The following is a 20,682-nucleotide window of genomic DNA, read 5'->3' as shown; positions in this document are numbered from 1 at the left end:
CCGTTCAGCCGACAACGCGCTGGTCGATCAGACGCACCTTGCCGAAGCGGACTGTCAACAAAATGACGACTGGCTGTTTGAATTTTCCCGAAACCGGATCAAGCGTCCGCGCATCGCGGATGTCGACGGATTCGATCTCGCCACGCTTTTCGGTTTCCAGAACTGCGCGAATGGCATTGCGAATGGCCGATACCGAGCGCTGACCGCGGCCGACCAATTCCTCCGCATGCAACAGCGATTTCGCCAGGATGACAGCAGCCTTGCGGTCGGCAGGGGTCAGCATGGCATTGCGTGACGAACACGCGACGCCGTCATCTTCACGTACGGTGGCCACTCCGGTTATCTCGATCGGCATGTCGAGGTCGGCCACCATCCGGCGGACGATCGTCAATTGCTGGTAATCCTTCTCGCCGAAAAACGCATGGTCCGGCTGAACTATATTAAACAGTTTGGTGACGACAGTTGTAACGCCGCGAAAATGCCCGGGGCGTATCTTGCCGATCAGTATCCGCGACAGCACCGGGTTATCAACGATCGTATTGGCGCCTTGGCGGTAAATTTCCGCAACATCCGGCGTAAATACGTAATCGACACCCTCGGCCTCGAGCTTGGCAAGGTCACCTGCCATGTCGCGCGGATAGGAGGACAGGTCCTCATTCGGCCCGAACTGCGTCGGGTTGACGAAAATCGAAACAACAGTGACGTCGCAGGCATTTTTCGAATTGTGGACGAGTGTCAGATGCCCAATGTGCAAATAACCCATCGTTGGCACGAGACCGATGGATTTGCCTTTGAGGCGTTCAGATTTGAGGGCAGCGCGCAGTTCTGCAATGGTGGCGATGACCTTCATTTGATTTCGATGTCCAGTCCAATGTCCAGCGTTGGTGCTGCCATGGTAATTTTCGATGTCGAGATATAATCGACACCGGTTTCTGCAATCGCCTTGATCGTGTCAAACGCTATATTGCCGGATGCTTCCAGTTTCGCTCGGCCACCATTGATTTTCACCGCCTTTTCAAGCAGTTCCGGCGCCATATTATCAAGAAGAATCACGTCGGCAGCGACGGAAAGCGCCTCTTCAAACTGCTTGAGGCCGTCGACTTCCACCTCGATCTTGACGAGATGTCCGGCATAGGCGCGTGCGGCGAGAATGGCCTTTGCGACTCCGCCTGCCACTGCGATGTGATTATCCTTGATCAGGATAGCATCATCGAGCCCGAAACGATGATTGGAGCCGCCACCGCATTTCACCGCATATTTGGCGAAGGCCCGCATGCCGGGAATGGTCTTGCGTGTATCGCAGACCTTGGCGTTGGTGTGGGCAATCAAATCGGCGAATTTTGCGGTATAGCTTGCAATGCCGCTCAGATGCATGAGGAAATTGAGCGCGACGCGTTCGGCAGAGAGCATGGCACGGGCGTTGCCTTCGATGCGCGCAATGTCGTCACCCGGCTTGACCCTCGCGCCATCCCTGGCCAGCGTGGTAATTTTCAACTTCGGGTCCATCAACGCAAAGGCGGTGCAGGCAAAACCAATACCGCAGATCGCACCGGCTTCGCGACTGGAAAGCACTGCGTTGGCGACTGCATCCTCCGGCAGGGTGGCGTTTGTCGTGATATCCCCTGCCCGGCCAAGGTCTTCGAGCATGGCGGCACGTACGGCATCCTCGATCAGTAATTGCGGAAGAGACGGCGGGAAGGCTTTTTGCATATCTTCAGCCATCAGGCCAACTCCATCATTTCACTCACAGAAGCTTCGGCATCGGACAGTGTCAGAAATGTCCTGTGCTGCAACTCAGCACGTTTCTCTGGAAAGTCCGTGCGGAAATGGCCGCCGCGACTTTCCTCGCGTTGCAAAGCGCTGACGGCGACCAGCTTTGCCGTCGCCAATACATTCCGAAAGGCAGCATCACGATTGGCTTTGTCCAACTCAAGAATAGTCTTCAACCCTTGAAGCATGCCTCTGCGGTCACGGATAACGCCAAAACTGGCACTCATCGTCTTGCGGAGTGTGGTCATCGCTGCCGTATCCGCTTCGGCGGCCAAGTCGTCCCGATCGACCGAGCCTTTTGACCAATCTTCCGTATAATTCGCGTCACCCTTGCCGATCTTGGCGGCAATGCGCGCGGAGAACACGACGGCTTCAAGCAATGAATTGGACGCTAGCCGGTTTGCCCCGTGCGCTCCAGTCGAAGTGCATTCCCCGCAAGCCCAGAGCCCATCGATCGAGGTGCGCCCGTCGGCGTCTGTCAGAATGCCGCCCATGAAATAGTGCGCGGCAGGTATAACAGGTATGGGGTCGATAACCGGATCGATGCCGGCATCGCGGCAATACTTGTAGACCGTCGGAAACTCCTCGGCGAACGAGGCACCCACGGCCTTGGTGCAGTCGAGCCAGGCACCGCGACCAGCCATGACTTCAGCATAGATCCCGCGCGCCACGACATCGCGGGGACCAAGTTCCGCATCAGGATCCAGCTTGAGCATAAACCGTTCACCGGCTCGATTGATCAGCGTCGCACCGTGACCGCGGAGGGCCTCCGTCGCCAAGGGTGCCGGGTCTTTGTTCACATCCAGCGCTGTCGGGTGAAACTGCACGAACTCCATATCTGCCATCATCGCACCAGCCCGCGCTGCCATGCCGATACCCTCGCCGCGTGCCTCGGAAGGATTGGTGGTAACCGCATAGAGATGGCCGATGCCGCCGGTGGCGATCACAACCGCTTGTGAAGCCAGTTTTACCTGCGTGCCGCGCCCTGCTTCTGTTCGCGCGATGACACCGGTTACCGCGCCTTTCTCAATCATCAGGTCTTCGACCACATACCCTTCCATCACCCTGATAGATGGCGTGTTTTCAACCGTTTTCACCAGAGCCTGCATGATCGCACGCCCCGCCATATCGCCGCGTACCCTGACGATACGGCTTTCCGAATGCGCCGCTTCGCGCGATACCTGCAGCCTGCCTTCGAGATCGCGGTCGAACGGGACGCCGTAGCCGAGAAGATCGTGGACACGGGACGCCGCCTCGCTCGCCATCAACCGCGCAATGCTCTCATCGACGATACCGTCACCCGCGGCGACCGTGTCGGCGACATGCTTTTCCTTCGTATCGCCTTCCGAGACGGCAGCAGCAATACCCGCCTGCGCCCAGGCCGAGGATGCACCGCGGCCAATGGGTGCCGCCGCAAGCACAGTGACTGGCCGAGGAGCAAGTTTCAGTGCACAAAAAAGTCCGGCAAGTCCGCCACCGATGATGATGACGGGATCGGAATGAGTGGACATCAGCTTTTCTCGTCTCAGTTCTTCAGGTTGACCATACGCTCTACAGCGAGCCGCGCCTTTTCGGCGATCAGCGGATCGACGTGAATTTCTTCACGCATGTAGACCAGGCTTTCAAGAATGTTCGGCAATGTGATGCGCTTCATGTGCGGGCAAAGATTGCACGGCTTGATGAACTTTACGTCCGGTACTTCAGATTCGATATTGGAGGCCATGGAGCACTCTGTGACGAGCAGCACCTTGGCCGGACGATTGTCCTTCACATAGTCGATCATGCCTCGCGTCGAGCCGGTATAGTCGGCGATTGCCACCACTTCAGGCGGACATTCAGGATGAGCAATGATCTGGATATCCGGATCGGCTGCCCGATATGCGAGCAACTCATCCGCCGTGAACCGCTCGTGCACCTCGCAATGGCCTTTCCACGTCAATATCTTGACGTTGGTCTGTGCGGCGACATTCTGCGCGAGGAATTCGTCCGGAATGCACAAAACCCGATCGACGCCGAAGCTTTCGACAACCTGGACTGCATTGGCCGATGTGCAGCATATATCGCTTTCCGCCTTCACTTCAGCGGAAGTATTCACGTAGGTGACAATCGGCACTCCCGGATAGGTCTCGCGCAGCAAGCGTACATCAGCCCCGGTAATGGACTCGGCCAGCGAGCAGCCAGCGCGCATGTCCGGGATCAGCACAGTTTTGTGCGGATTGAGAAGTTTGGACGTCTCCGCCATGAAGTGTACACCGCATTGAACGATGATCTCTGCGTCCACGCGTGTCGCCTCTTTGGCGAGCTGCAGGGAGTCACCGACGATATCGGCCACGCAGTGAAAAATCTCCGGGGTTTGATAGTTGTGGGCGAGGATGACGGCGTTGCGCTGTTTCTTCAGACGGTTGATCGCAGCCACATAAGGTGCGTAGACCGGCCATTCGATCCGCGGGATATGGTGAGCGACACGTTCGTACAGATGCTCGGTTTCGGCAGCGATCTCCGGTGTATAGGAAAGATCCGGCATCTTGAGAACGCCAAAACGTTTCGCTGCAGTTTGACCGGACACACGGTCGGTCTTGATGCGGGCAGCGCTGGTCATATCCACTTCCTCCTGGACATTCTTTCACTCGGCAAGTTGGCCGAGTTTTGGTCGCTGGCCATTTATACTCACTTTGAGCATATTTATGACCAAAAGAAAAACGGCAGGGCCGTCGCGAAATACATAGGGGATTATTTTGCTGGCTTCAAGGTTGATAATCGAGCTTTTTGTGACTCACTGGCGGGAAGGATACGCTAGGTGCGGCCTTGACGACCTTTCCATCCCTGGAATTACCCTCCCCTGGACTGACGATAATCGTTGTAGCGGCGCTCTTGCAAATAGCGTCTCTGCGGGCTGTCGCCACCGATACGCGGTGTGCAATCGGTAAACACCGTTGCATCGCGATCACTTGGCCGATCGCACCAAACGAGTGGACTGACATTGCCGGAGTTGGCGCAACCGCCAAGTGTAATAGCGCCCAGCACCAGAATCGGTAGAACTATTCGCATAAAAATCAATCCTTTACTTACTCCAGGTCAGGACCCGAGCTACTCATCAAACTCATTTATGTACCAATCAACTCAATTCAATTGATTGGGATCACAAATGAGATAATCCTGCGGCTCCTGTAAAAGGAGACAGCCATGCCGCAGAACGAAGCAAGTGTCGTCGAAAAGTCCGGCGTGCCATGGCTCATCATCATTGCCGGCTGTCTCATTGCGCTTTTGACATTCGGGCCCCGCTCCGCGATGGGATTCTTCCAGCTGCCGATGCTTGCTGAGAAAGGTTGGGACAGAAGTACGTTCGGCATGGCCATGGCGCTGCAGAATCTGTTCTGGGGTGCCGGACAGCCATTCTTTGGCGCGATCGCCGACAAGTATGGCACGTGGCGCGTGCTGCTTCTGTCCGCGCTATTCTATTCGAGCGGCCTGGTTATGATGGCTTGGGCCACCTCGCCGGGCATTCTCTATCTCGGCGGCGGGGTCCTCGTGGGCCTTGGCATTGCCGCGGGTTCCTTTGGCGTCATTCTATCGGCCTTTGCGCGTAATGTTTCGGCAGCCAGCCGGACCTTCGTCTTCGGTATCGGCACAGCGGCAGGCTCCGCAGGCATGTTCGTCTTTGCACCGATTAGTCAAGGCCTCATCGATCGGTTTGGCTGGTCGGATGCGCTGGTCTATCTCGGCCTGGCAATGTTGATCGTTCCGGTCCTTGCCGTACCTCTGCGCGGCAATTCCTCAAGCGGCAGAACCAAGGAGGCTCAATACAAGCAGTCGATTGGCCAGGCATTGAAGGAAGCATTGGCACACAAGAGCTATCTGTTACTGACGACGGGCTTCTTCGTCTGCGGATTTCAGGTGGCGTTTATCACCGCACATTTTCCTGCGTATCTGGGCGACATTGGCATCGATGCTACCTACGCGGTACTGGCGCTGGCACTTATCGGATTTTTCAACATCATCGGTTCACTTGCATCGGGCGTGATCAGCCAACGCTATTCCAAGCCGAAATTTCTGGCGTTTCTCTACGTTGGTCGTTCGATATTGGTCACGGCCTTTTTACTTCTTCCGCAAACAGGAACTTCCGTCATTGTATTCGCGATCCTCATGGGATTGATGTGGCTTTCGACCGTACCACCGACAAATTCACTCGTGGCCATCATGTTTGGCACGCGCTATCTCGGCATGCTGGGCGGCATCGTGTTTTTCTCGCACCAGATCGGCTCGTTCCTGGGTGTCTGGCTCGGCGGCTACCTCTATGACCACTTCGGCAGTTATGATCCGGTCTGGTGGCTTGGAGTCGCACTGGGCATATTTGCGGCGATCGTCCATTGGCCGATTGAAGAGACTGCCGCGGCGCGCCCTGCCCTCCAGCCGGCGGAATAGACAAATCTGCCGTTCAAGCTAACGAACGGCGGATTTGTTGGTGCAGGTTTCCGGCCTCAGTCTCTCAGAACAGCTTCAATCTTGTCGAGCGCTTCCGCTTTACCGATGCCTGTCAGAAAAGCCAGTGTGGTGATGACAGGCTTGCCAAGATCCTTTGGCAGCTGTGCTGTTGTAACGACGAGATCGACATCATCGATCTGTCCTGCCACTTCCGTTGTCTTGCACTGCCTTGAATTGAAGCGGATACCACGCTCCTTCATTGCATCTTCGACCGCATGCGCAACCACTGTCGACGTGGCAATACCCGTTCCGCATGCAAAAAGCACGGTTTTCTGCCGAGTCATAAGTTCCCTCCCTAATTTTTTAATGCAAACCTATCGCAGAAGGCGGGACACGTCTTCCACCGATTTGGATAGAATCAGCGCCGAAATAATTTCAGGTGACTGAATTGTGCCTGCGATCTCCTGCAACATTTCAATTTGCTTGTCCTTGTCATTGAGGGCCATCAGGAAAACCACGCTGACCTGCAGCTTCTCATCCGGATCTTCCATATTGGAAAACGACACCGGTTCCACCAGCGTTGCCAGTGCCAAACCGGGCCTCAGAACATGTTCAGGATCCGTGTGTGGAACCGCTACGTTGTTATCACCGCCGAGCGGCAGGCCCGTAGGCAACATGACCTCACGGGCGATTACAGCATCGGCGAAGCTTGGTTTGACATATCCCAGCGCTGACAATCGATCTGCCAAGATGCGGATGACATCCTGGTCTGTCGCGGCCTTGAGCCCGAGGACAATCGCCCCGGGATCAAGATAGCTCATCAAGGCTTGCGCCATTCATCTACTCCACTGGTGCTCTAGTCGGTTTCATCTGTCCCGAGATCATCGGCACCTGCTGCACGCTCCCACGCCGCTGTGTTGCGTCGATAGGCCCAGAAGGCTCCGGCAATAACAATTGCCAGCACCGCAAGCCCTGCAGCGCCGAGATTCTGGATAAGAGCGATAACGACATAGGGTATCCACAGGAAGCCATCGACAACGCTGGTGATCTGCACTGCATTTGCGGGCATCTGGAAGCCAGACGACTGGGCCGCGGCGGTGAAGAGCGGCGCAAGGGCATTTGCGACGTAAAAGCCGACAGCCAGAGTGACAGTACCGACGATCACCATGCGGAAGACATTGCCTTTGAGAAGTGGCGCAGTCATGGCGACAAGGAACGGAATGACTGCGAGATCAGCAAACAGGATGACGCGGTTTCCAGGCAAAATGATCGACAAAATGATCGCGATCGGCACAAGAATAAGCGATGACGAGATTGCTGCGGGGTGGCCGATAAGGATGGCGGAATCGAGCCCCACCAGCAGTTCGCGGTCGCCGGTACGTTTACGCACGAATTCCTGCGCGGCATCGGAAACAGGTAAAAGGCCTTCCATCAGGATTTTCACCATGCGTGGCAGCAGCAGCATGACAGCTGCCAGTGTCATGCCGGTCTGGAGCACTTTCGTGAGCACTACGCCGAAATCACCAGCATTGTAATAGGCGATGATGCCAAGCACGAGACCGATGATCAGACCGAGAATGACCGGCTCACCGAAAACACCAAAACGCCGTTCGAAGGTTTCGGTGTTGAGCTCGATCTTGTTGATGCCGGGGATGCGATCGATGATCCAATTGAGCACGATCGCAATCGGAAGAATTTGCGCGGATGCCAGATGCGGCACGGAAATACCCGGGATTCCATAGAATTTTTGTACTGCCCTGGCGGACCAATCCGCAAACAGCAGGCAGAGCGCAACCATCAGCGCCGCAACGATCAAGCCGTAAGTGAGGCTGTTGGTTGCTGCGACGGCGAGCGAGCCTATAAATGCAAAATGCCAGAAGTTCCAAACATCGACATTCAACGTGCGGGTAAGGCGCGTCAACAGCAACGCTATATTGACCACAATGGCGATCGGGATGACCCACAGACCTACGGACGATCCAAAGGCGATCGCTGCGGCCGATGGCCAACCAACATCCACAATGTCGCGATGAATGCCAGTATTGGTGACGATCGCCTTGGCGACATCGCCAATCGACGTGAGCATCAGCCCGAGAACCAGATTGATACCGATGAAGGCGACGCCGATTGTAACGGCAGCCCGGAACGCCCTGCCCGGTCTCGCCCCCAAAACCAGCGCAATGATGAAAATTACAATTGGCAACAGAACGGTCGGTCCCATCGCGTCGACGGCGGCTTTCAAGCCGGTCAAGATAGTATCCATTCAATTCCTCCCCCGCAGTCCTCCTCGACCGCACATCACAGAACATTTGTATTCTGCAATGCATCAATGTGTATTCATATGCAATTTGCTAAGTCAACGCATGACTTTCGACAGAACACGGTTTGGCGAAATTCAGACCCAAAAGTTGCAGCTTTTCAACAAGTTTTAGATGAATTGGTTGGTCTAGGAGGGGCAAATTGCCGAATTCGACAATGATCTGGCAACAGCATTCAGAAAGCCGTCGCGTGCTTCAGGCGGCCTTTGTGCCCTGGGTTCCCAGACATGCCGGGTGAAGAAGAAGCTGGTCAGCCGGAACGCAGCGACGATTTCGGCAAGCGATGCAGCGCGCACGCTCGAGTTGACCATGAATGGTGGCATGGCGAGCAGCTTGTCCGCCCACGGCGCTCCCGCATCGCGTGAGACTGCACGTCCGGATTTCGGCGATACATAGGTCAGGTTCTGATCGGTGCCCGTGGAGGCGCAGCGTTTCAGATCCAGACCGAAACCCAGTTCCTCGAGCATCATCACTTCGAAGCGCACAAGCAGTTCGCCAGCGATCAATGTATCTTCGCAATGTTCGAGGATGATTGCCAGCGTTTCAAACAAATTCTGATGCGGATCGCGCTCGGGGAGCAACCGCAGATGCGACGCCGCGAGCTGCAGTCCGTAAAGCGCCACCGGCTGTTCGATCAATCGCGCAGCGGAAAAACTGACAGGCTCGACCTGCATCATGCCGAGATGTTCATCTATGCGCGCACGCCAGATGACGTCCACGCGATTACCCGCCTGCAACAGCGGTTGCATGCGACGAGAACGCCCACCCCGCACCAGTCCCATGTGGCGGCCGTGTTCGCGCGTCATCAATTCAAGGATAGCACTGGTTTCCCCGTGCCGCCTTGTTCCAAGGATGATACCTTCGTCACGCCATTCCATTTAGAGACCCTTGCCAATCCACCCCGATGGCGATCTGATGCAGTTTTCTGCGCTCCCGGTGCTCACGGACCAATAAGTCCGCTGCGCTCCGGTTCTCGAAAATCACACCAACTGACTCATCGGGCTGAATTCTCAATAGTCTCTCAAGACTGGCGCTATGAGTTGGGGAATTCAAGGCCCATTTCGCGGTAACGCTCAGGGTCATTGCCCCAGTTGTCGCGAACCTTGACGAAAAGGAAGAGATGCACCTTCTGCTCGAGGATTTCCATCAATTCCTTGCGCGCGGCCTGGCCGATGGCTTTGATTGCTTGCCCCTCGTGTCCCAGAACAATTTTCTTCTGGCTGTCGCGCTCGACATAGATCACCTGCTGAATGCGAACAGAGCCGTCCTTCTTTTCTTCCCAGCTCTCAGTCTCGATGTGCGACGAATAAGGCAGTTCATTGTGCAAGCGCAGATAGAGCTTTTCGCGGGTGATTTCTGCTGCAAGCATCCGCATGGGCATGTCGGAGATCTGATCCTCCGGGTAATACCACGGACCTTCTGGCAAATTGTCGGCAAGGTATTTCAACAGATCCTTGCACCCATAACCCTTCAGCGCTGAAATCATGAAGGTCTTGTCGAAGTTGACCTTTTCATTGGCCTTTTGTGCCAGTTCCAAAAGCTTCGGCGCCTCGATACGATCCACCTTGTTGAGGACGAGGATTACCTTGCGTTTCTTCTCATGGAGACTGCCGAGAATGGCTTCGGCCTCTTCGTCGATCCCTTGCTCGACATCGATGAGCACCAGAATGAGATCGGCGTCCTTGGCACCGCCCCAGGCAGTCGTGACCATTGCGCGGTCCAGACGGCGTTTTGGTTTGAAGATACCGGGTGTATCGACCAGCACCATCTGCGTCTGCTCGTGAATGACGATACCGCGCACAAGTGCACGCGTCGTCTGCACCTTATGGGTAACGATCGACACCTTGCTTCCGACCAGCTGGTTGACCAGCGTTGACTTGCCGGCATTCGGCGCGCCAATCAAAGCGATAAAGCCCGAGCGGGTAGGAACATCGGGCTTTGCATCAGCTTCTGTTGTCTGTTCTTGTTCGGTCATTATGGTTCTTCTTCCTGCGTTTTCTTACGAACGCCTTGACGATAAAGCAACGCAACCGCGGCTTCCTGTTCGGCAATGCGCTTCGAACGGCCCATGCCGGTCGCGGGATCGAAGCCTTTGACGTCGACCTTCACCGTAAACTGTGGATCGTGATCGGGGCCTGTGCGGTCGACCACGCTGTAAAATGGCTGAGCGCCATTCTGCTGGTGCGCCCATTCCTGCAATTCCGTTTTCGGATCGCGCTGCGCCGAATTGATCTCGCGCGAGCGGGCATCCCAATAGTGCTCGATAAAAGGTTGCGCCGCTTCCAGTCCGCCGTCCAGATAAATCGTGGCGATCAGCGATTCAACCACGTCGGCGCGCAAGCTTTTAAGCCGTTTGTCCGCAAGGCCCTTCACGTCGGAGCCAGTACGAATGAACTCATGCAGACCAATCTCGTCAGCAACTGACGCACAGGTATCGGCGTTGACGAGGGAATTCAGCCGCAAGGACAGTTCTCCTTCCGTCGCGGTTGGATAGGCCCTGAATAGCAGTTCGGCGATCACCAAGCCGAGAACGCGATCGCCCAGGAACTCGAGGCGTTCATAGTCGGACCCGGCTGACGGGCGTGCGCTTGCATGTGTCAGTGCACGCTCCAGACGACCGAGATCGCGAAAAGTATGCCTGGTTTTTTCCTCCAGTCGGCGAACGGCGTCGGCGGACAGGCTCATTGGCTCATCAATTGTTCTGGACGGAGTTTGGAGCGCCGTTGACGCTATGCAGAAGGCGGCCGAAGCGAACGTCCGAGGGCCAGCGCCAAATCTCTAACGGACTTGCTTTATCGGCGATCGAGAAGAAGATGAGGTTGGCGCGGCCAACGAAATTCTCAAGCGGCACATAGCCCACGTCAAAACGGCTATCGCTCGAATTGTCCCGGTTGTCGCCCATCATGAAGTAGTTTCCCGCTGGAACGATAAACTCCCGCGTGTCATCGCCGAGGCCATTCGGCGTCAGATCAAGCGTATCGTAGGTGATGCCGTTCGGCAGCGTTTCACGATAAACGTCGACGGGCCGGTTGACTTCCGTCACGTCGGGATTGTCGATCTGGCCAACCTTCTCGCGCGGTACGGCCATGTCATTGATGTAGAGCACACCACCACGCATCTGGACCTTGTCACCCGGCAGTCCGATAACGCGCTTGATGAAGTCCAGCGACGTGTCATTGGGCTTGCGGAACACGGCGATATCACCACGTTTTGGCTCTCCGCTCCAGATGCGGCCCGAAAACAGATCTGGTGCAAAGGGAATTGAATATTTGGAGTAACCGTAGGAGAATTTCGAGACGAACAGATAATCGCCTTCAAGCAAGGTCGGCCTCATCGAGCCCGATGGGATGTTGAAGGGCTGAAACAGCAACGTCCGGATGACCAGGGCGAGCAGCAGCGCCTGCACGATGACGCTGATCGTCTCACCAAGACCACCAGAATTCTTCACAACAGCTTTGTCGCTCACGTGTCTCATATCTCCAAAAATCAATGTGCCCCCTCTTAACCGCTGAACGCGCGGGGGGCAATGCCGCTCAATGCCGTTTGATTACGGCTATTCTTCGATTCTCTGCGCTTCGATAATCACAAATGCTTGTGCAAGGGGAAAATCATCGGTGATGGTCAAATGAATTCGTGTGGAACAGCCGGCGGGAGTGATTGCCGAGAGCCGTTCCGCCGCTCCATTTGTAAGTTGCATGGTGGGTGCACCGCTGGGCAGGTTGACGACGCCCATGTCGCGCCAGAACACACCGCGTGACAGACCTGTGCCCAGAGCCTTGGCGCAGGCCTCCTTCGCAGCAAAGCGTTTGGCATAAGAAGCTGCACGCTCTTTGCGGCGGTCAGACTTGGCCTGTTCAATCGGAGTGTATACCCGCTGCACAAAGCGACTGCCGTGCCGTTCGAGCGTCTTTTCGATACGCCTGATATCGATCAAATCGCTGCCGATTCCAATGATCATGTCGGCTCAATCGCCTTTTCCAGGCGGAATGCAGCCTTGTGCCGCCGATGCTGGAACTTTGCAACTGTCCAGCGTACCGGAAAATAGATAAGGAGCGCTGCGACGAGACCGAGCGGAACGGCTCCGATCAGCATGGGCTTGATCAATGGTTGCCACAGAACGAGAAAATCCAGATGCCTGAGCATTGCGCCGAGATGCGGAGGCAAGGGTTCCCCAGTCAGACTGCCACTCAGAACGAAACGCCCGACTTCCAGCGTCGCGGCCCAGATGAAAGGCAGTATCAAAGGATTGCCCAGAGTTGTCCCGATAACTGCCGCGGCAACGTTGCCTCCGATCAACCAGGCTATGGTCAGGGCAACAGCGATATGGATGCCGAGAAGCGGAATGAATGCAGCGAAGATGCCGCATGCAAAACCAGTCGCGATAGCGTGGGGTGTCGCTCGAAGTCTTAGGACGCGCTTGCCGAAATAGCGTAAAGACCGACCGACCGAACGGCGGGGCCAAAGTGCCACGCGCAGCCGTTCCCGCAGGCAAGGTTCTTTACGCCTCTTGAAAAGCATTTCTATTCAAGTCCCTCTGCACCAAAGCAACCTATACTTTGAATGTGTCAAATGCGCTTTGGTTCATTTAGTTCATTCAGATGTTGCGACTACCGGGCTTAACAGGCGGAATTGCGGCAAGTTCAGGCGGAAGGTCGTCAGCAGGATAGGCCGGCACTTCATATTCCGCCAGCGCTATCAACGGCACTCCCACATCACTTTTTCCAGCGGACCGGTCGATAATGCACGCTGCTGCCAGCACATTCGCGCCCAATTCCTGCAGGCAAGTCACAGTTTCACGGATCGAAAGCCCTGTCGTCACGATATCTTCAACAATGACGACGCGCGCGCCCTTGGCAATATCAAAGCGACGAAGCTTGAAAATACCATTTTCACGCTCGACCCAGATCGCGGGAACACCCAGATGCCGTGATGTCTCGTAGGCAGGAATGATACCACCGATGGCAGGACCAACCACATAATCAATCTGGTCAAGTCCGGCGCCGTTGATTTTTTCCGCGAGGCCGCGGCAGACACGTTCCGTCTTGTCAGCATGCATGAAGACGCGGGCTTTCTGCAAGAAGATCGGGCTGCGCAAACCTGATGTCAGGATGAAATGGCCCTCCAAGACCGCCCCTGCTTCGCGAAACACTTCCAGAACCTCGTTTGTATTCATTCCGCCTCTCTATCCGCTAACGCGCTGCGCATCGCTGACGCATTTGCTCTCTTTAAGTTTTGATAATATCCGGTTGAGATGTTTGAGATTCCACACTTCGAGATCAACGATCATCTGCGTGAAATCCGGGGCTGTACGGACCATCGAAAGATTATGGATGTTTGTCTCGTTCTCAGCAATGATCTGCGCAATTTCAGCTAGCGATCCCGGCGCATTGATCGCCGAAATGTTTATGCGGGCCGGGAAACGATCGCGGCGGCTCTCATCTATATCCCACCGAACATCGATCCAACGCTCCGGCTGATCATCATAAGCCATCAGCGCCGAGGACTGGATCGGATAGATTGTCATTCCTGCGCCCGGCTGAAGAATTCCGACGATCCGATCGCCGGGAACCGCGCCTTCAGGCGAGAAGTGCACGGGCATATCCGGGCTAGCGCCTCGGATCGGCAGGGCGTTCGGTCCGCCCGGTTCCAGACCAGCGGCCTCCGCACCTTCCGGCATTTTGAAGATCATTCCGGAAGTGTTGCGGAAATTCACCCAACCTTCCTCGCGGTCGGGAGCACTCGGCTTGGGCTTGGCGTCCTGATACTCCGGATAGACCGCTTTCATCACGTCGGACGATGGCAATTCACCACGGCCGACTGCAGCCAGAACATCGTCGATCTCCTTGCGCGCCAGCCGTGGCAGACCCTTTTTCAATTCGTCGCGCGAATAGACTTTCCCTGCCCGCTCGAACGCCCGCTCAAGTATCTGCATGCCGAGACCTGAATACTGCTTGCGCACAGCCAGTCGTGTGGCGCGGCGAATGGCAGCCCGCGCCTTGCCCGTGACAACGATCGATTCCCACGCGGCGGGTGGTGTTTGTGCCTTGGAGCGGATGATCTCCACTTCATCGCCGTTATGCAGAACGGTCATCAGTGGCATGATGCGGCCATTGACCTTGGCGCCCACGCAGCTGTCACCAATATTTGTGTGTACAGCGTAGGCAAAATCGATGGGTGTGGCGCCGCGCGGCAGCGCGATCAGGCGGCCCTTCGGCGTGAAGCAAAAAACCTGATCCTGAAATAATTCGAGCTTGGTATGCTCGAGAAATTCTTCCGGATTGTCGCCTTCCGCCAACGCCTCGATAGTCTGGCGCAACCAAGCATAGGCGTTGGTTTCGGTCGAAATGACGTGGGGATTCTGTGCACTGCCGCGATCCTTGTAGATCGAATGCGCTGCGACGCCATATTCGGCAATGTCGTTCATCTCGCGGGTACGGATCTGCAGTTCGACGCGCTGGCGCGATGGCCCAACGATGGTCGTATGAATTGAACGGTAATCGTTCTGCTTCGGTGTCGAAATGTAGTCCTTGAACCGGCCCGGAACCATCGACCAGGTCGTGTGGATGATACCGAGGGCGTTGTAGCAATCGGCAACCGTATCGACGACGACCCGAAACCCGAAAATGTCCGATAGCTGCTCGAAGGAAAGGCCCTTGCTCTCCATCTTGCGGAACACCGACCATGCTTTCTTCTGCCGGCTTTTCACGCTGGCCTTGACGCCGTGTTTTTCGAACAGGCTGGAAAGATCGGTTTCGATTTGCTTCAGCGTCGCCTTATTTTTCTCCATCAACTCCGCGAGCCGATTGGTGACTGCGTTGAAAGCTTCAGGATTAATGTACCGGAATGCGAGCTGCTCCAGCTCCTCACGCATGTCCTGCATACCCATGCGGCCCGCCAGCGGAGCATAGATATCCATCGTCTCCTCGGAAATGCGCAGGCGCTTGTCTTCGGGCACGTGGTGAAGCGTGCGCATATTGTGCAGGCGATCTGCGAGCTTGACGAGCAAGACGCGCACATCATCAGAGATCGCCAACAGCAGTTTACGCAGATTCTCAGCCTGAACAGCCTTTTTCGAGACAAGATCGAGCTTTTTCAGCTTGGTCAGCCCCTCGACAAGTTTCCCTATATCAGGGCCGAACAATGTGTCGATTTCCTGCCGTGTCGCCGAGGTATCCTCGATAGTATCGTGCAACAAGGCGATGGCGATTGTCGCCTCGTCGAGGTGCATGTCTGTCAGGATGGCAGCGACTTCCAGCGGGTGGGAAAAATACGGATCGCCCGATGCACGCTTCTGGTGGCCATGCTTCTGCATGGCATAAACATAGGCCTTGTTGAGCAACGCCTCGTTGACGTCAGGCTTGTAACGCTGCACACGCTCGACAAGCTCATACTGACGCATCATGGATGGGGGTCTCCGGAGTTACACACAAACAGAATTTGGTCGAAGATAGAATTGTTATGCCGCCTATATGGTTATTGCGTTACCAACACGCAAAAATAATGCGCCGCAGAGACTGCGACGCATCAAAAGAGATTTGATGTAGAGACGTTTAAACAGGTCTCTTAGTAGTCGTCGCTCTTCTCGGGGGCTACCAGCCCTTCGATACCCGCCAACAATTCTTCTTCCGACATCGAATCGAAGGAAACATTGTCGTCGACATCGGTCTCGACAGTCTCGGTCACATCGCTATCAGCAGTAACCTGCGGCACAGCGGCTGCTTCCGGCTCATCGACTTCCACATGCTTCTGCAGTGAATGAATAAGATCTTCCTTTAGATCGCCGGGCGAAAGTGTTTCTTCTGCGATTTCACGCAGAGCAACCACCGGGTTTTTATCATTATCGCGATCTATGGTGATCGCTGCACCTTGCGAAATAAGGCGCGCGCGGTGACTGGCAAGCAGAACCAGCTCAAAACGGTTCTCAACCTTGTCGACGCAATCTTCAACAGTGACGCGGGCCATAAACTGCCCCTTTCATTTTTAACTGAATTAGCGGATTAATGGGGACATAACGTGCTTGCGCGCAAAAAACAAGCAAAAGCGCTGCAAGTTCGCGGTACATGGAACGAATCCAGTGTGGTACCTCACCGATTGTTGAGCACTTATGTCCAAAAACATATACAAATCTTCAATCGAGGTCTTGGCTTTTGGCGCAACCCGACGTAATTAAATATTCAACTTTCGTATAAGATCAGATCGGGCTTTGTTATTCTCCAGCTGATTTGAAATTGAAGCTCAGATTTTTGAAATGGAACGTTATTATGTTTGATCCCCGCGAAAAAATCGTCCTGTTTATCGACGGTGCAAATCTCTACGCAGCGTCCAAGGTACTCGGATTTGATATAGATTACCGCAAACTGCTCTCAGCCTTCCAGAAACGCGGCTATCTGTTGCGTGCGTATTACTACACCGCGCTGGTCGAAGACCAAGAGTATTCTTCAATTCGGCCCCTGATCGATTGGCTCGACTATAATGGTTATAAGGTCGTGACCAAGCCTGCAAAAGAATTCACGGATTCTGCCGGCCGCCGCAAGATCAAGGGCAATATGGATATCGAACTTGCTGTCGATGCCATGCAACTCACCGATACCGTCGATCATTTCGTTATCTTTTCCGGCGACGGCGACTTCCGCTCGCTGGTCGAGGCGCTGCAGCGAAAAGGCCGCAAGGTCAGCGTCGTTTCGACGCTGTCGACGCAGCCGCCGATGATTTCGGACGAATTGCGCCGCCAGGCCGATCATTTCATCGATCTGACATCGCTCCGGGCCGAGATCGGGCGTGAGCCATCCGAACGGGCGCCGCGGCCGCGGGTTGAAGAAGAACAGGTCGATTATTGATCGCAACGGGTTTGAGCGTCGACCCCTCTCCCGATTGCCCCATATGTGTCCGCCTGCATGATTTCATCGCCGAATGGCGGATGAAGGAGCCAGGCTGGCACAACGCGCCTGTACCGACCTTCCTGCCCGTCAATGGCGTTCAATCGGTCAGGCTGCTCATCGTTGGTCTGGCGCCCGGCCTGCGTGGTGCCAACCGTACGGGCCGGCCCTTCACCGGCGATTATGCCGGCGATCTTCTCTATAACACATTGAATGAATATGGTTTTTCGCGCGGTACATTCGCAGCGCGCCCCGATGATGGCCTGCAACTGATCGATACGGCCATCACCAATGCGGTTCGCTGCGTTCCGCCGGAAAACAAGCCGGTTGGCGGCGAAATCAGCAATTGCCGGCGGTTTTTGACCCCGACCATCGAACAATTCACCAATTTGCGCGCCATTGTCACCCTCGGAACCATCGCGCACCAATCGACGATCCGGGCCTTTGGCCAGCCCGTGGCGAAGTTTCCCTTCAACCATGGCGGGCAATCCGACATCGGCAATGTCCGGATCTTTTCGAGCTATCACTGCTCGCGCTACAACACCAATACCGGCCGGTTGACGACGGAGATGTTCAAGGGTGTGTTTGCAGAGGTCAGAGGCTATCTTGATGATATTGCTGGGTAATTTTTAATCCCCTCTCTTGTGATTTCTAGCACTTAGCAAACGCTAAGATGCTGAAATCACCTTCTCTCCCGCAAGGGGGAGAGATAAAGCGGAGCTAGCCGCGCTCTTTCATCAACCGTGATTTCTCGCGGTTCCAGTCGCGCTGCTTTTCGGTTTCGCGCTTGTCATGCAACTTCTTGCCGCGCGCAACGGCGATCTCCAGCTTGGCCCGGCCCTGGTCGTTGAAGTAGAGCTTCAGCGGCACGACCGTCATCCCCTCACGATCCACGGACTGCGCCAGCCGCGACATTTCCCGCTTTGAAATCAACAGCTTGCGATGGCGCCGGGGCTCGTGGTTGAAGCGGTTGGCCTGCAGATATTCCGGAATATAGGAGTTGATCAGCCAGAATTCGCCATTCTCGAAACTGGCATAGCTCTCGGCAATATTCGACTGGTTGCGGCGCAGCGACTTGACCTCGGTGCCCTGCAAAACGATGCCAGCCTCCAGCGTGTCGAGAATCTCGAAATTGAAGCGCGCTTTACGGTTTTCCGCAATGATTTTGCGAACCGTGATGGGTTTTGACGCAGTTTTTGGCTTGTTCATGCAATTTATATGGGATTCCTGAGGTTCTTTCGCAATTCCTGACGGAAAACCGCTTCACACTTTTCCTGGAATTGCTCTAATTCACCAGACCGGCATGCCGCATCGCCTGATCGATACGATCGGCGGTATGGGCCTCGACCTGCACCATCGGCGAACGGAGCGCGTTCTGCATCTTGCCAAGCTTCGCCAGCGCATATTTCGGCCCGGACGGGTTGGGCTCAAGGAACAGCGCCTTGTGCAATGGCATCAATTTATCCTGCAATAACAATGCCTTGTCATACTCACCAGCCAGCGTTGCCGCCTGAAATTCCGCGCAAAGCCGCGGCGCGACATTGGACGTCACCGAGATGCAGCCATGGCCGCCATGCGCGTTGAAGCCGAGCGCCGTCGCATCCTCGCCGGAGAGCTGGATGAAATCCTTGCCGCAGGTAATGCGCTGTTCCGAGACGCGCTCAATCTTGCCAGTCGCGTCCTTGACGCCAGCTATGTTCTTGAAATCATTGGCAAGTTGGCCCATCGTCTCTGGCGTCATATCGATGATCGACCGGCCCGGAATGTTATAGATGATGATCGGCAGCGACACGGCTTCGGCGATCGCCGCGTAATGGGCGTAGAGACCGCGCTGGCTCGGCTTGTTGTAGTAGGGTGTGACGACGAGAATGGCATCGGCACCGGCCTTTTCAGAAAACTCAGCCAATTCAATGGCTTCGCGCGTATTGTTGGAGCCCGCGCCCGCAATCACCGGCACGCGCCCGGCGGCCTCCTCGATGCAGACCTCGACGACGCGCCTGTGTTCCGCATGGGACAGGGTCGGAGACTCACCGGTGGTGCCGACTGGGACCAACCCATTGGTTCCATTGTCTATTTGCCAGGAAACGAAGCCACGAAAGGCTTTCTCGTCGAAGGCGCCGTCCTGATCGAAGGGCGTGACGAGAGCGGTGATTGAGCCTTTCAGCATGGGAAACTCCGAAATAATAATGATCAGCCCCGAGACCCTGTCCGGTCACGAGGTGGCGCACCATAGTCGCGCGGGCTTTTGGTTACAAGTTCCTTTTGGTGATGGAAATCATCAACTTGAGACAACTAAAATTCCCGCGCCGGTTGAAATTCCTGCGCCCGAATCGCGGTTTCTTGCATGAGAATCGCCAATGTTTGTGTGAGTTCGGGATGAATTCGTAGCATTTGCGCATACAGATCAGGACCTGAGCGTCGCAAACATGCCAATTTCAGCCTCAAGATCAGATTTTGGGCGAAAATTAAAGAAACGATCGTTCAATTAAACACTGGTTCATATGAGAACGCTTTTCGCGAATTCATGCAACTTGACGTAGTTGTTGGGTAGAGGCGGGATTTTTTTAACGCACAATATGCCCGAGTAACGATTTTGCCTTCTCAAGAACAGCGTGCGGTGCGTTCAAGTAATGGCTTTCTGCGCCTGAAACGCCCTTGCGTGGATAAGTCCGGACTTATCCACGTTTCTGCGACTTTGATCAAAGCGCCACCTCTCTCCGTCATCCTAAAGTACCCCCCTCTCCGTCATCCCAAGCACCTCCCTCTCCGAAATTCGCGGAGTACCCCCTCTCCGTCATCCTCGTCCTCGGGTTAAACCCGAGGATGACCCGAGGACCCACGGCAAAGGAGCACGTCATCGCCATCGGTTCCACGGGATCCAGCGAAGTATCAGGGTCAAGCACCTCCATTGAGGAGGAGTCATTCCAGAATGCCTCAAGGAGCCGGAGATCATTGTGCTCCTTTGCCGTGGGTCCTCGGGTCAAGCCCGAGGATGACGGAGAAGGAGGAGCTTCGGGATGAGGGAGAGATGGGATGACACGGAAGGAGGCGGCGCGGACCTGTCCGCGCCGCCTCCTCCGCGCGCGTCCCTCCCCGAGGACGTGCAACCCCGTCCGTTCGCCGGCTTCACATATTTGCGAGGACGAAGCCGGCTGAGCCAACTGTTTTCAAGCATCTCCGCCCGTACAGGATCGTGGGCGAAATTTCCCCGCACGGACGAACATTGCCATGCCTTGCGGCAGACCGGTGTGCACTTATTCGTAGTGGGAGCACAGCGTGGCGTGTGCCCACGCCAT

The 20,682-nt window shown here is 55.5% G+C and carries 22 protein-coding genes; 3 read left to right on the top strand and 19 right to left on the bottom strand.

Going from position 1 to position 20,682, the window contains the following annotated elements; all coding sequences use genetic code 11:
- Positions 1–4: 4 nt before the first annotated feature.
- From panC to C7476_RS27810, 5 genes are all read right to left on the bottom strand, one after another.
- On the bottom strand, positions 5–850 hold the full coding sequence (panC, locus tag C7476_RS06485) for a pantoate--beta-alanine ligase (protein WP_114429093.1): 846 nt from the start codon (positions 848–850) through the stop codon (positions 5–7).
- Complete coding sequence (nadC, locus tag C7476_RS06480; protein WP_114429436.1) at positions 847–1,710, bottom strand: carboxylating nicotinate-nucleotide diphosphorylase; 864 nt, start codon at positions 1,708–1,710, stop codon at positions 847–849. The genes panC and nadC overlap by 4 nt, the downstream gene beginning before the upstream one ends.
- Before the next feature lie 11 nt (positions 1,711–1,721).
- Positions 1,722–3,281, bottom strand: coding sequence for an L-aspartate oxidase (locus tag C7476_RS06475; RefSeq protein ID WP_114429092.1), 1,560 nt, complete (start codon positions 3,279–3,281; stop codon positions 1,722–1,724).
- Between the two features lie 14 nt (positions 3,282–3,295).
- The gene (nadA, locus tag C7476_RS06470; protein WP_114429091.1) at positions 3,296–4,369 is read right to left on the bottom strand and encodes a quinolinate synthase NadA; all 1,074 of its coding nucleotides are present in this window, start codon (positions 4,367–4,369) and stop codon (positions 3,296–3,298) included.
- A 230-nt stretch (positions 4,370–4,599) separates the two neighbouring features.
- Positions 4,600–4,818 carry a hypothetical protein gene (locus tag C7476_RS27810; RefSeq protein WP_147274625.1) on the bottom strand — a complete coding sequence of 73 codons (219 nt, stop codon included), beginning with the start codon at positions 4,816–4,818 and terminating at the stop codon, positions 4,600–4,602.
- Between the two features lie 135 nt (positions 4,819–4,953).
- On the opposite strand from C7476_RS27810, the gene C7476_RS06465 reads away from it, so the two are divergent.
- Positions 4,954–6,192 carry an MFS transporter gene (locus tag C7476_RS06465; protein ID WP_114429090.1) on the top strand — a complete coding sequence of 413 codons (1,239 nt, stop codon included), beginning with the start codon at positions 4,954–4,956 and terminating at the stop codon, positions 6,190–6,192.
- A gap of 56 nt (positions 6,193–6,248) precedes the next feature.
- On the opposite strand, the gene C7476_RS06460 is transcribed toward C7476_RS06465, so the two are convergent.
- The 12 genes from C7476_RS06460 to rpoZ all read right to left on the bottom strand — a co-directional run bounded on the left by C7476_RS06460 (position 6,249) and on the right by rpoZ (position 16,472).
- Positions 6,249–6,536 (bottom strand): PTS sugar transporter subunit IIB, encoded by a 288-nt coding sequence (locus C7476_RS06460; RefSeq protein WP_112551247.1) that lies wholly within the window; start codon positions 6,534–6,536, stop codon positions 6,249–6,251.
- A gap of 30 nt (positions 6,537–6,566) precedes the next feature.
- Entirely contained in the window at positions 6,567–7,028 is a 462-nt protein-coding gene (locus tag C7476_RS06455; RefSeq protein WP_114429089.1) for a PTS sugar transporter subunit IIA, read from the bottom strand.
- Between the two features lie 20 nt (positions 7,029–7,048).
- Positions 7,049–8,455 (bottom strand): PTS galactitol transporter subunit IIC, encoded by a 1,407-nt coding sequence (locus C7476_RS06450; protein WP_114429088.1) that lies wholly within the window; start codon positions 8,453–8,455, stop codon positions 7,049–7,051.
- Between the two features lie 183 nt (positions 8,456–8,638).
- Positions 8,639–9,388, bottom strand: coding sequence for a DNA repair protein RecO (gene recO / locus C7476_RS06445; protein WP_114429087.1), 750 nt, complete (start codon positions 9,386–9,388; stop codon positions 8,639–8,641).
- A 155-nt stretch (positions 9,389–9,543) separates the two neighbouring features.
- Positions 9,544–10,485: a GTPase Era gene (gene era, locus C7476_RS06440; protein ID WP_114429086.1), complete on the bottom strand. Its 942-nt coding sequence runs from the start codon at positions 10,483–10,485 to the stop codon at positions 9,544–9,546.
- Positions 10,485–11,195: a ribonuclease III gene (rnc, locus tag C7476_RS06435; RefSeq protein ID WP_114429085.1), complete on the bottom strand. Its 711-nt coding sequence runs from the start codon at positions 11,193–11,195 to the stop codon at positions 10,485–10,487. The genes era and rnc overlap by 1 nt, the downstream gene beginning before the upstream one ends.
- A gap of 7 nt (positions 11,196–11,202) precedes the next feature.
- On the bottom strand, positions 11,203–11,985 hold the full coding sequence (gene lepB / locus C7476_RS06430; RefSeq protein WP_114429084.1) for a signal peptidase I: 783 nt from the start codon (positions 11,983–11,985) through the stop codon (positions 11,203–11,205).
- Positions 11,986–12,063: 78 nt separating this feature from the next.
- Entirely contained in the window at positions 12,064–12,468 is a 405-nt protein-coding gene (gene acpS, locus C7476_RS06425; protein ID WP_114429083.1) for a holo-ACP synthase, read from the bottom strand.
- Entirely contained in the window at positions 12,465–13,028 is a 564-nt protein-coding gene (locus C7476_RS06420; RefSeq protein ID WP_114429082.1) for a DUF2062 domain-containing protein, read from the bottom strand. Before C7476_RS06420 ends, acpS begins: the two co-directional genes overlap by 4 nt.
- A gap of 76 nt (positions 13,029–13,104) precedes the next feature.
- Complete coding sequence (gene pyrE, locus C7476_RS06415) at positions 13,105–13,683, bottom strand: orotate phosphoribosyltransferase (RefSeq protein WP_114429081.1); 579 nt, start codon at positions 13,681–13,683, stop codon at positions 13,105–13,107.
- 9 nt (positions 13,684–13,692) lie between these two features.
- Positions 13,693–15,912, bottom strand: a complete 2,220-nt coding sequence (locus C7476_RS06410; protein WP_112551241.1) for a RelA/SpoT family protein — start codon at positions 15,910–15,912, stop codon at positions 13,693–13,695.
- 161 nt (positions 15,913–16,073) lie between these two features.
- The gene (gene rpoZ, locus C7476_RS06405) at positions 16,074–16,472 is read right to left on the bottom strand and encodes a DNA-directed RNA polymerase subunit omega (RefSeq protein WP_114429080.1); all 399 of its coding nucleotides are present in this window, start codon (positions 16,470–16,472) and stop codon (positions 16,074–16,076) included.
- Positions 16,473–16,771: 299 nt separating this feature from the next.
- On the opposite strand from rpoZ, the gene C7476_RS06400 reads away from it, so the two are divergent.
- Both C7476_RS06400 and C7476_RS06395 read left to right on the top strand, forming a co-directional pair.
- On the top strand, positions 16,772–17,347 hold the full coding sequence (locus C7476_RS06400; protein WP_112527748.1) for a LabA-like NYN domain-containing protein: 576 nt from the start codon (positions 16,772–16,774) through the stop codon (positions 17,345–17,347).
- Positions 17,344–18,012 (top strand): uracil-DNA glycosylase, encoded by a 669-nt coding sequence (locus C7476_RS06395; protein WP_425373952.1) that lies wholly within the window; start codon positions 17,344–17,346, stop codon positions 18,010–18,012. Before C7476_RS06400 ends, C7476_RS06395 begins: the two co-directional genes overlap by 4 nt.
- 94 nt (positions 18,013–18,106) lie before the next feature.
- Here the strand turns inward: C7476_RS06395 and smpB are convergent, their stop codons facing one another.
- Entirely contained in the window at positions 18,107–18,595 is a 489-nt protein-coding gene (smpB, locus tag C7476_RS06390; protein ID WP_112527746.1) for an SsrA-binding protein SmpB, read from the bottom strand.
- Positions 18,596–18,671: 76 nt separating this feature from the next.
- Positions 18,672–19,553 (bottom strand): 4-hydroxy-tetrahydrodipicolinate synthase, encoded by an 882-nt coding sequence (dapA, locus tag C7476_RS06385; RefSeq protein ID WP_114429079.1) that lies wholly within the window; start codon positions 19,551–19,553, stop codon positions 18,672–18,674.
- Between the last annotated feature and the right edge of the window lie 1,129 nt (positions 19,554–20,682).

The sequence above is a fragment of the Phyllobacterium bourgognense genome (genome assembly GCF_003337575.1).
GTDB classification, from domain to species: Bacteria; Pseudomonadota; Alphaproteobacteria; order Rhizobiales; family Rhizobiaceae; genus Phyllobacterium; species Phyllobacterium bourgognense.
This window is presented reverse-complemented; position numbering and strand designations above follow the sequence as displayed.

Coding starts and splice junctions, on each gene's coding strand:
- C7476_RS06410 (WP_112551241.1), bottom strand. CDS start 15,912: ATGATGCGTCAGTATGAGCTTGTCGAGCGTGTGCAGCGTTACAAGCCT.
- C7476_RS06400 (WP_112527748.1), top strand. CDS start 16,772: ATGTTTGATCCCCGCGAAAAAATCGTCCTGTTTATCGACGGTGCAAAT.
- C7476_RS06460 (WP_112551247.1), bottom strand. CDS start 6,536: ATGACTCGGCAGAAAACCGTGCTTTTTGCATGCGGAACGGGTATTGCC.
- era (WP_114429086.1), bottom strand. CDS start 10,485: ATGACCGAACAAGAACAGACAACAGAAGCTGATGCAAAGCCCGATGTT.
- C7476_RS06420 (WP_114429082.1), bottom strand. CDS start 13,028: ATGCTTTTCAAGAGGCGTAAAGAACCTTGCCTGCGGGAACGGCTGCGC.
- nadC (WP_114429436.1), bottom strand. CDS start 1,710: ATGCAAAAAGCCTTCCCGCCGTCTCTTCCGCAATTACTGATCGAGGAT.
- smpB (WP_112527746.1), bottom strand. CDS start 18,595: ATGAACAAGCCAAAAACTGCGTCAAAACCCATCACGGTTCGCAAAATC.
- nadA (WP_114429091.1), bottom strand. CDS start 4,369: ATGACCAGCGCTGCCCGCATCAAGACCGACCGTGTGTCCGGTCAAACT.
- C7476_RS06450 (WP_114429088.1), bottom strand. CDS start 8,455: ATGGATACTATCTTGACCGGCTTGAAAGCCGCCGTCGACGCGATGGGA.
- acpS (WP_114429083.1), bottom strand. CDS start 12,468: ATGATCATTGGAATCGGCAGCGATTTGATCGATATCAGGCGTATCGAA.
- C7476_RS06465 (WP_114429090.1), top strand. CDS start 4,954: ATGCCGCAGAACGAAGCAAGTGTCGTCGAAAAGTCCGGCGTGCCATGG.
- C7476_RS06455 (WP_114429089.1), bottom strand. CDS start 7,028: ATGGCGCAAGCCTTGATGAGCTATCTTGATCCCGGGGCGATTGTCCTC.
- C7476_RS06475 (WP_114429092.1), bottom strand. CDS start 3,281: ATGTCCACTCATTCCGATCCCGTCATCATCATCGGTGGCGGACTTGCC.
- dapA (WP_114429079.1), bottom strand. CDS start 19,553: ATGCTGAAAGGCTCAATCACCGCTCTCGTCACGCCCTTCGATCAGGAC.
- rnc (WP_114429085.1), bottom strand. CDS start 11,195: ATGAGCCTGTCCGCCGACGCCGTTCGCCGACTGGAGGAAAAAACCAGG.
- lepB (WP_114429084.1), bottom strand. CDS start 11,985: ATGAGACACGTGAGCGACAAAGCTGTTGTGAAGAATTCTGGTGGTCTT.
- C7476_RS27810 (WP_147274625.1), bottom strand. CDS start 4,818: ATGCGAATAGTTCTACCGATTCTGGTGCTGGGCGCTATTACACTTGGC.
- panC (WP_114429093.1), bottom strand. CDS start 850: ATGAAGGTCATCGCCACCATTGCAGAACTGCGCGCTGCCCTCAAATCT.
- rpoZ (WP_114429080.1), bottom strand. CDS start 16,472: ATGGCCCGCGTCACTGTTGAAGATTGCGTCGACAAGGTTGAGAACCGT.
- pyrE (WP_114429081.1), bottom strand. CDS start 13,683: ATGAATACAAACGAGGTTCTGGAAGTGTTTCGCGAAGCAGGGGCGGTC.
- recO (WP_114429087.1), bottom strand. CDS start 9,388: ATGGAATGGCGTGACGAAGGTATCATCCTTGGAACAAGGCGGCACGGG.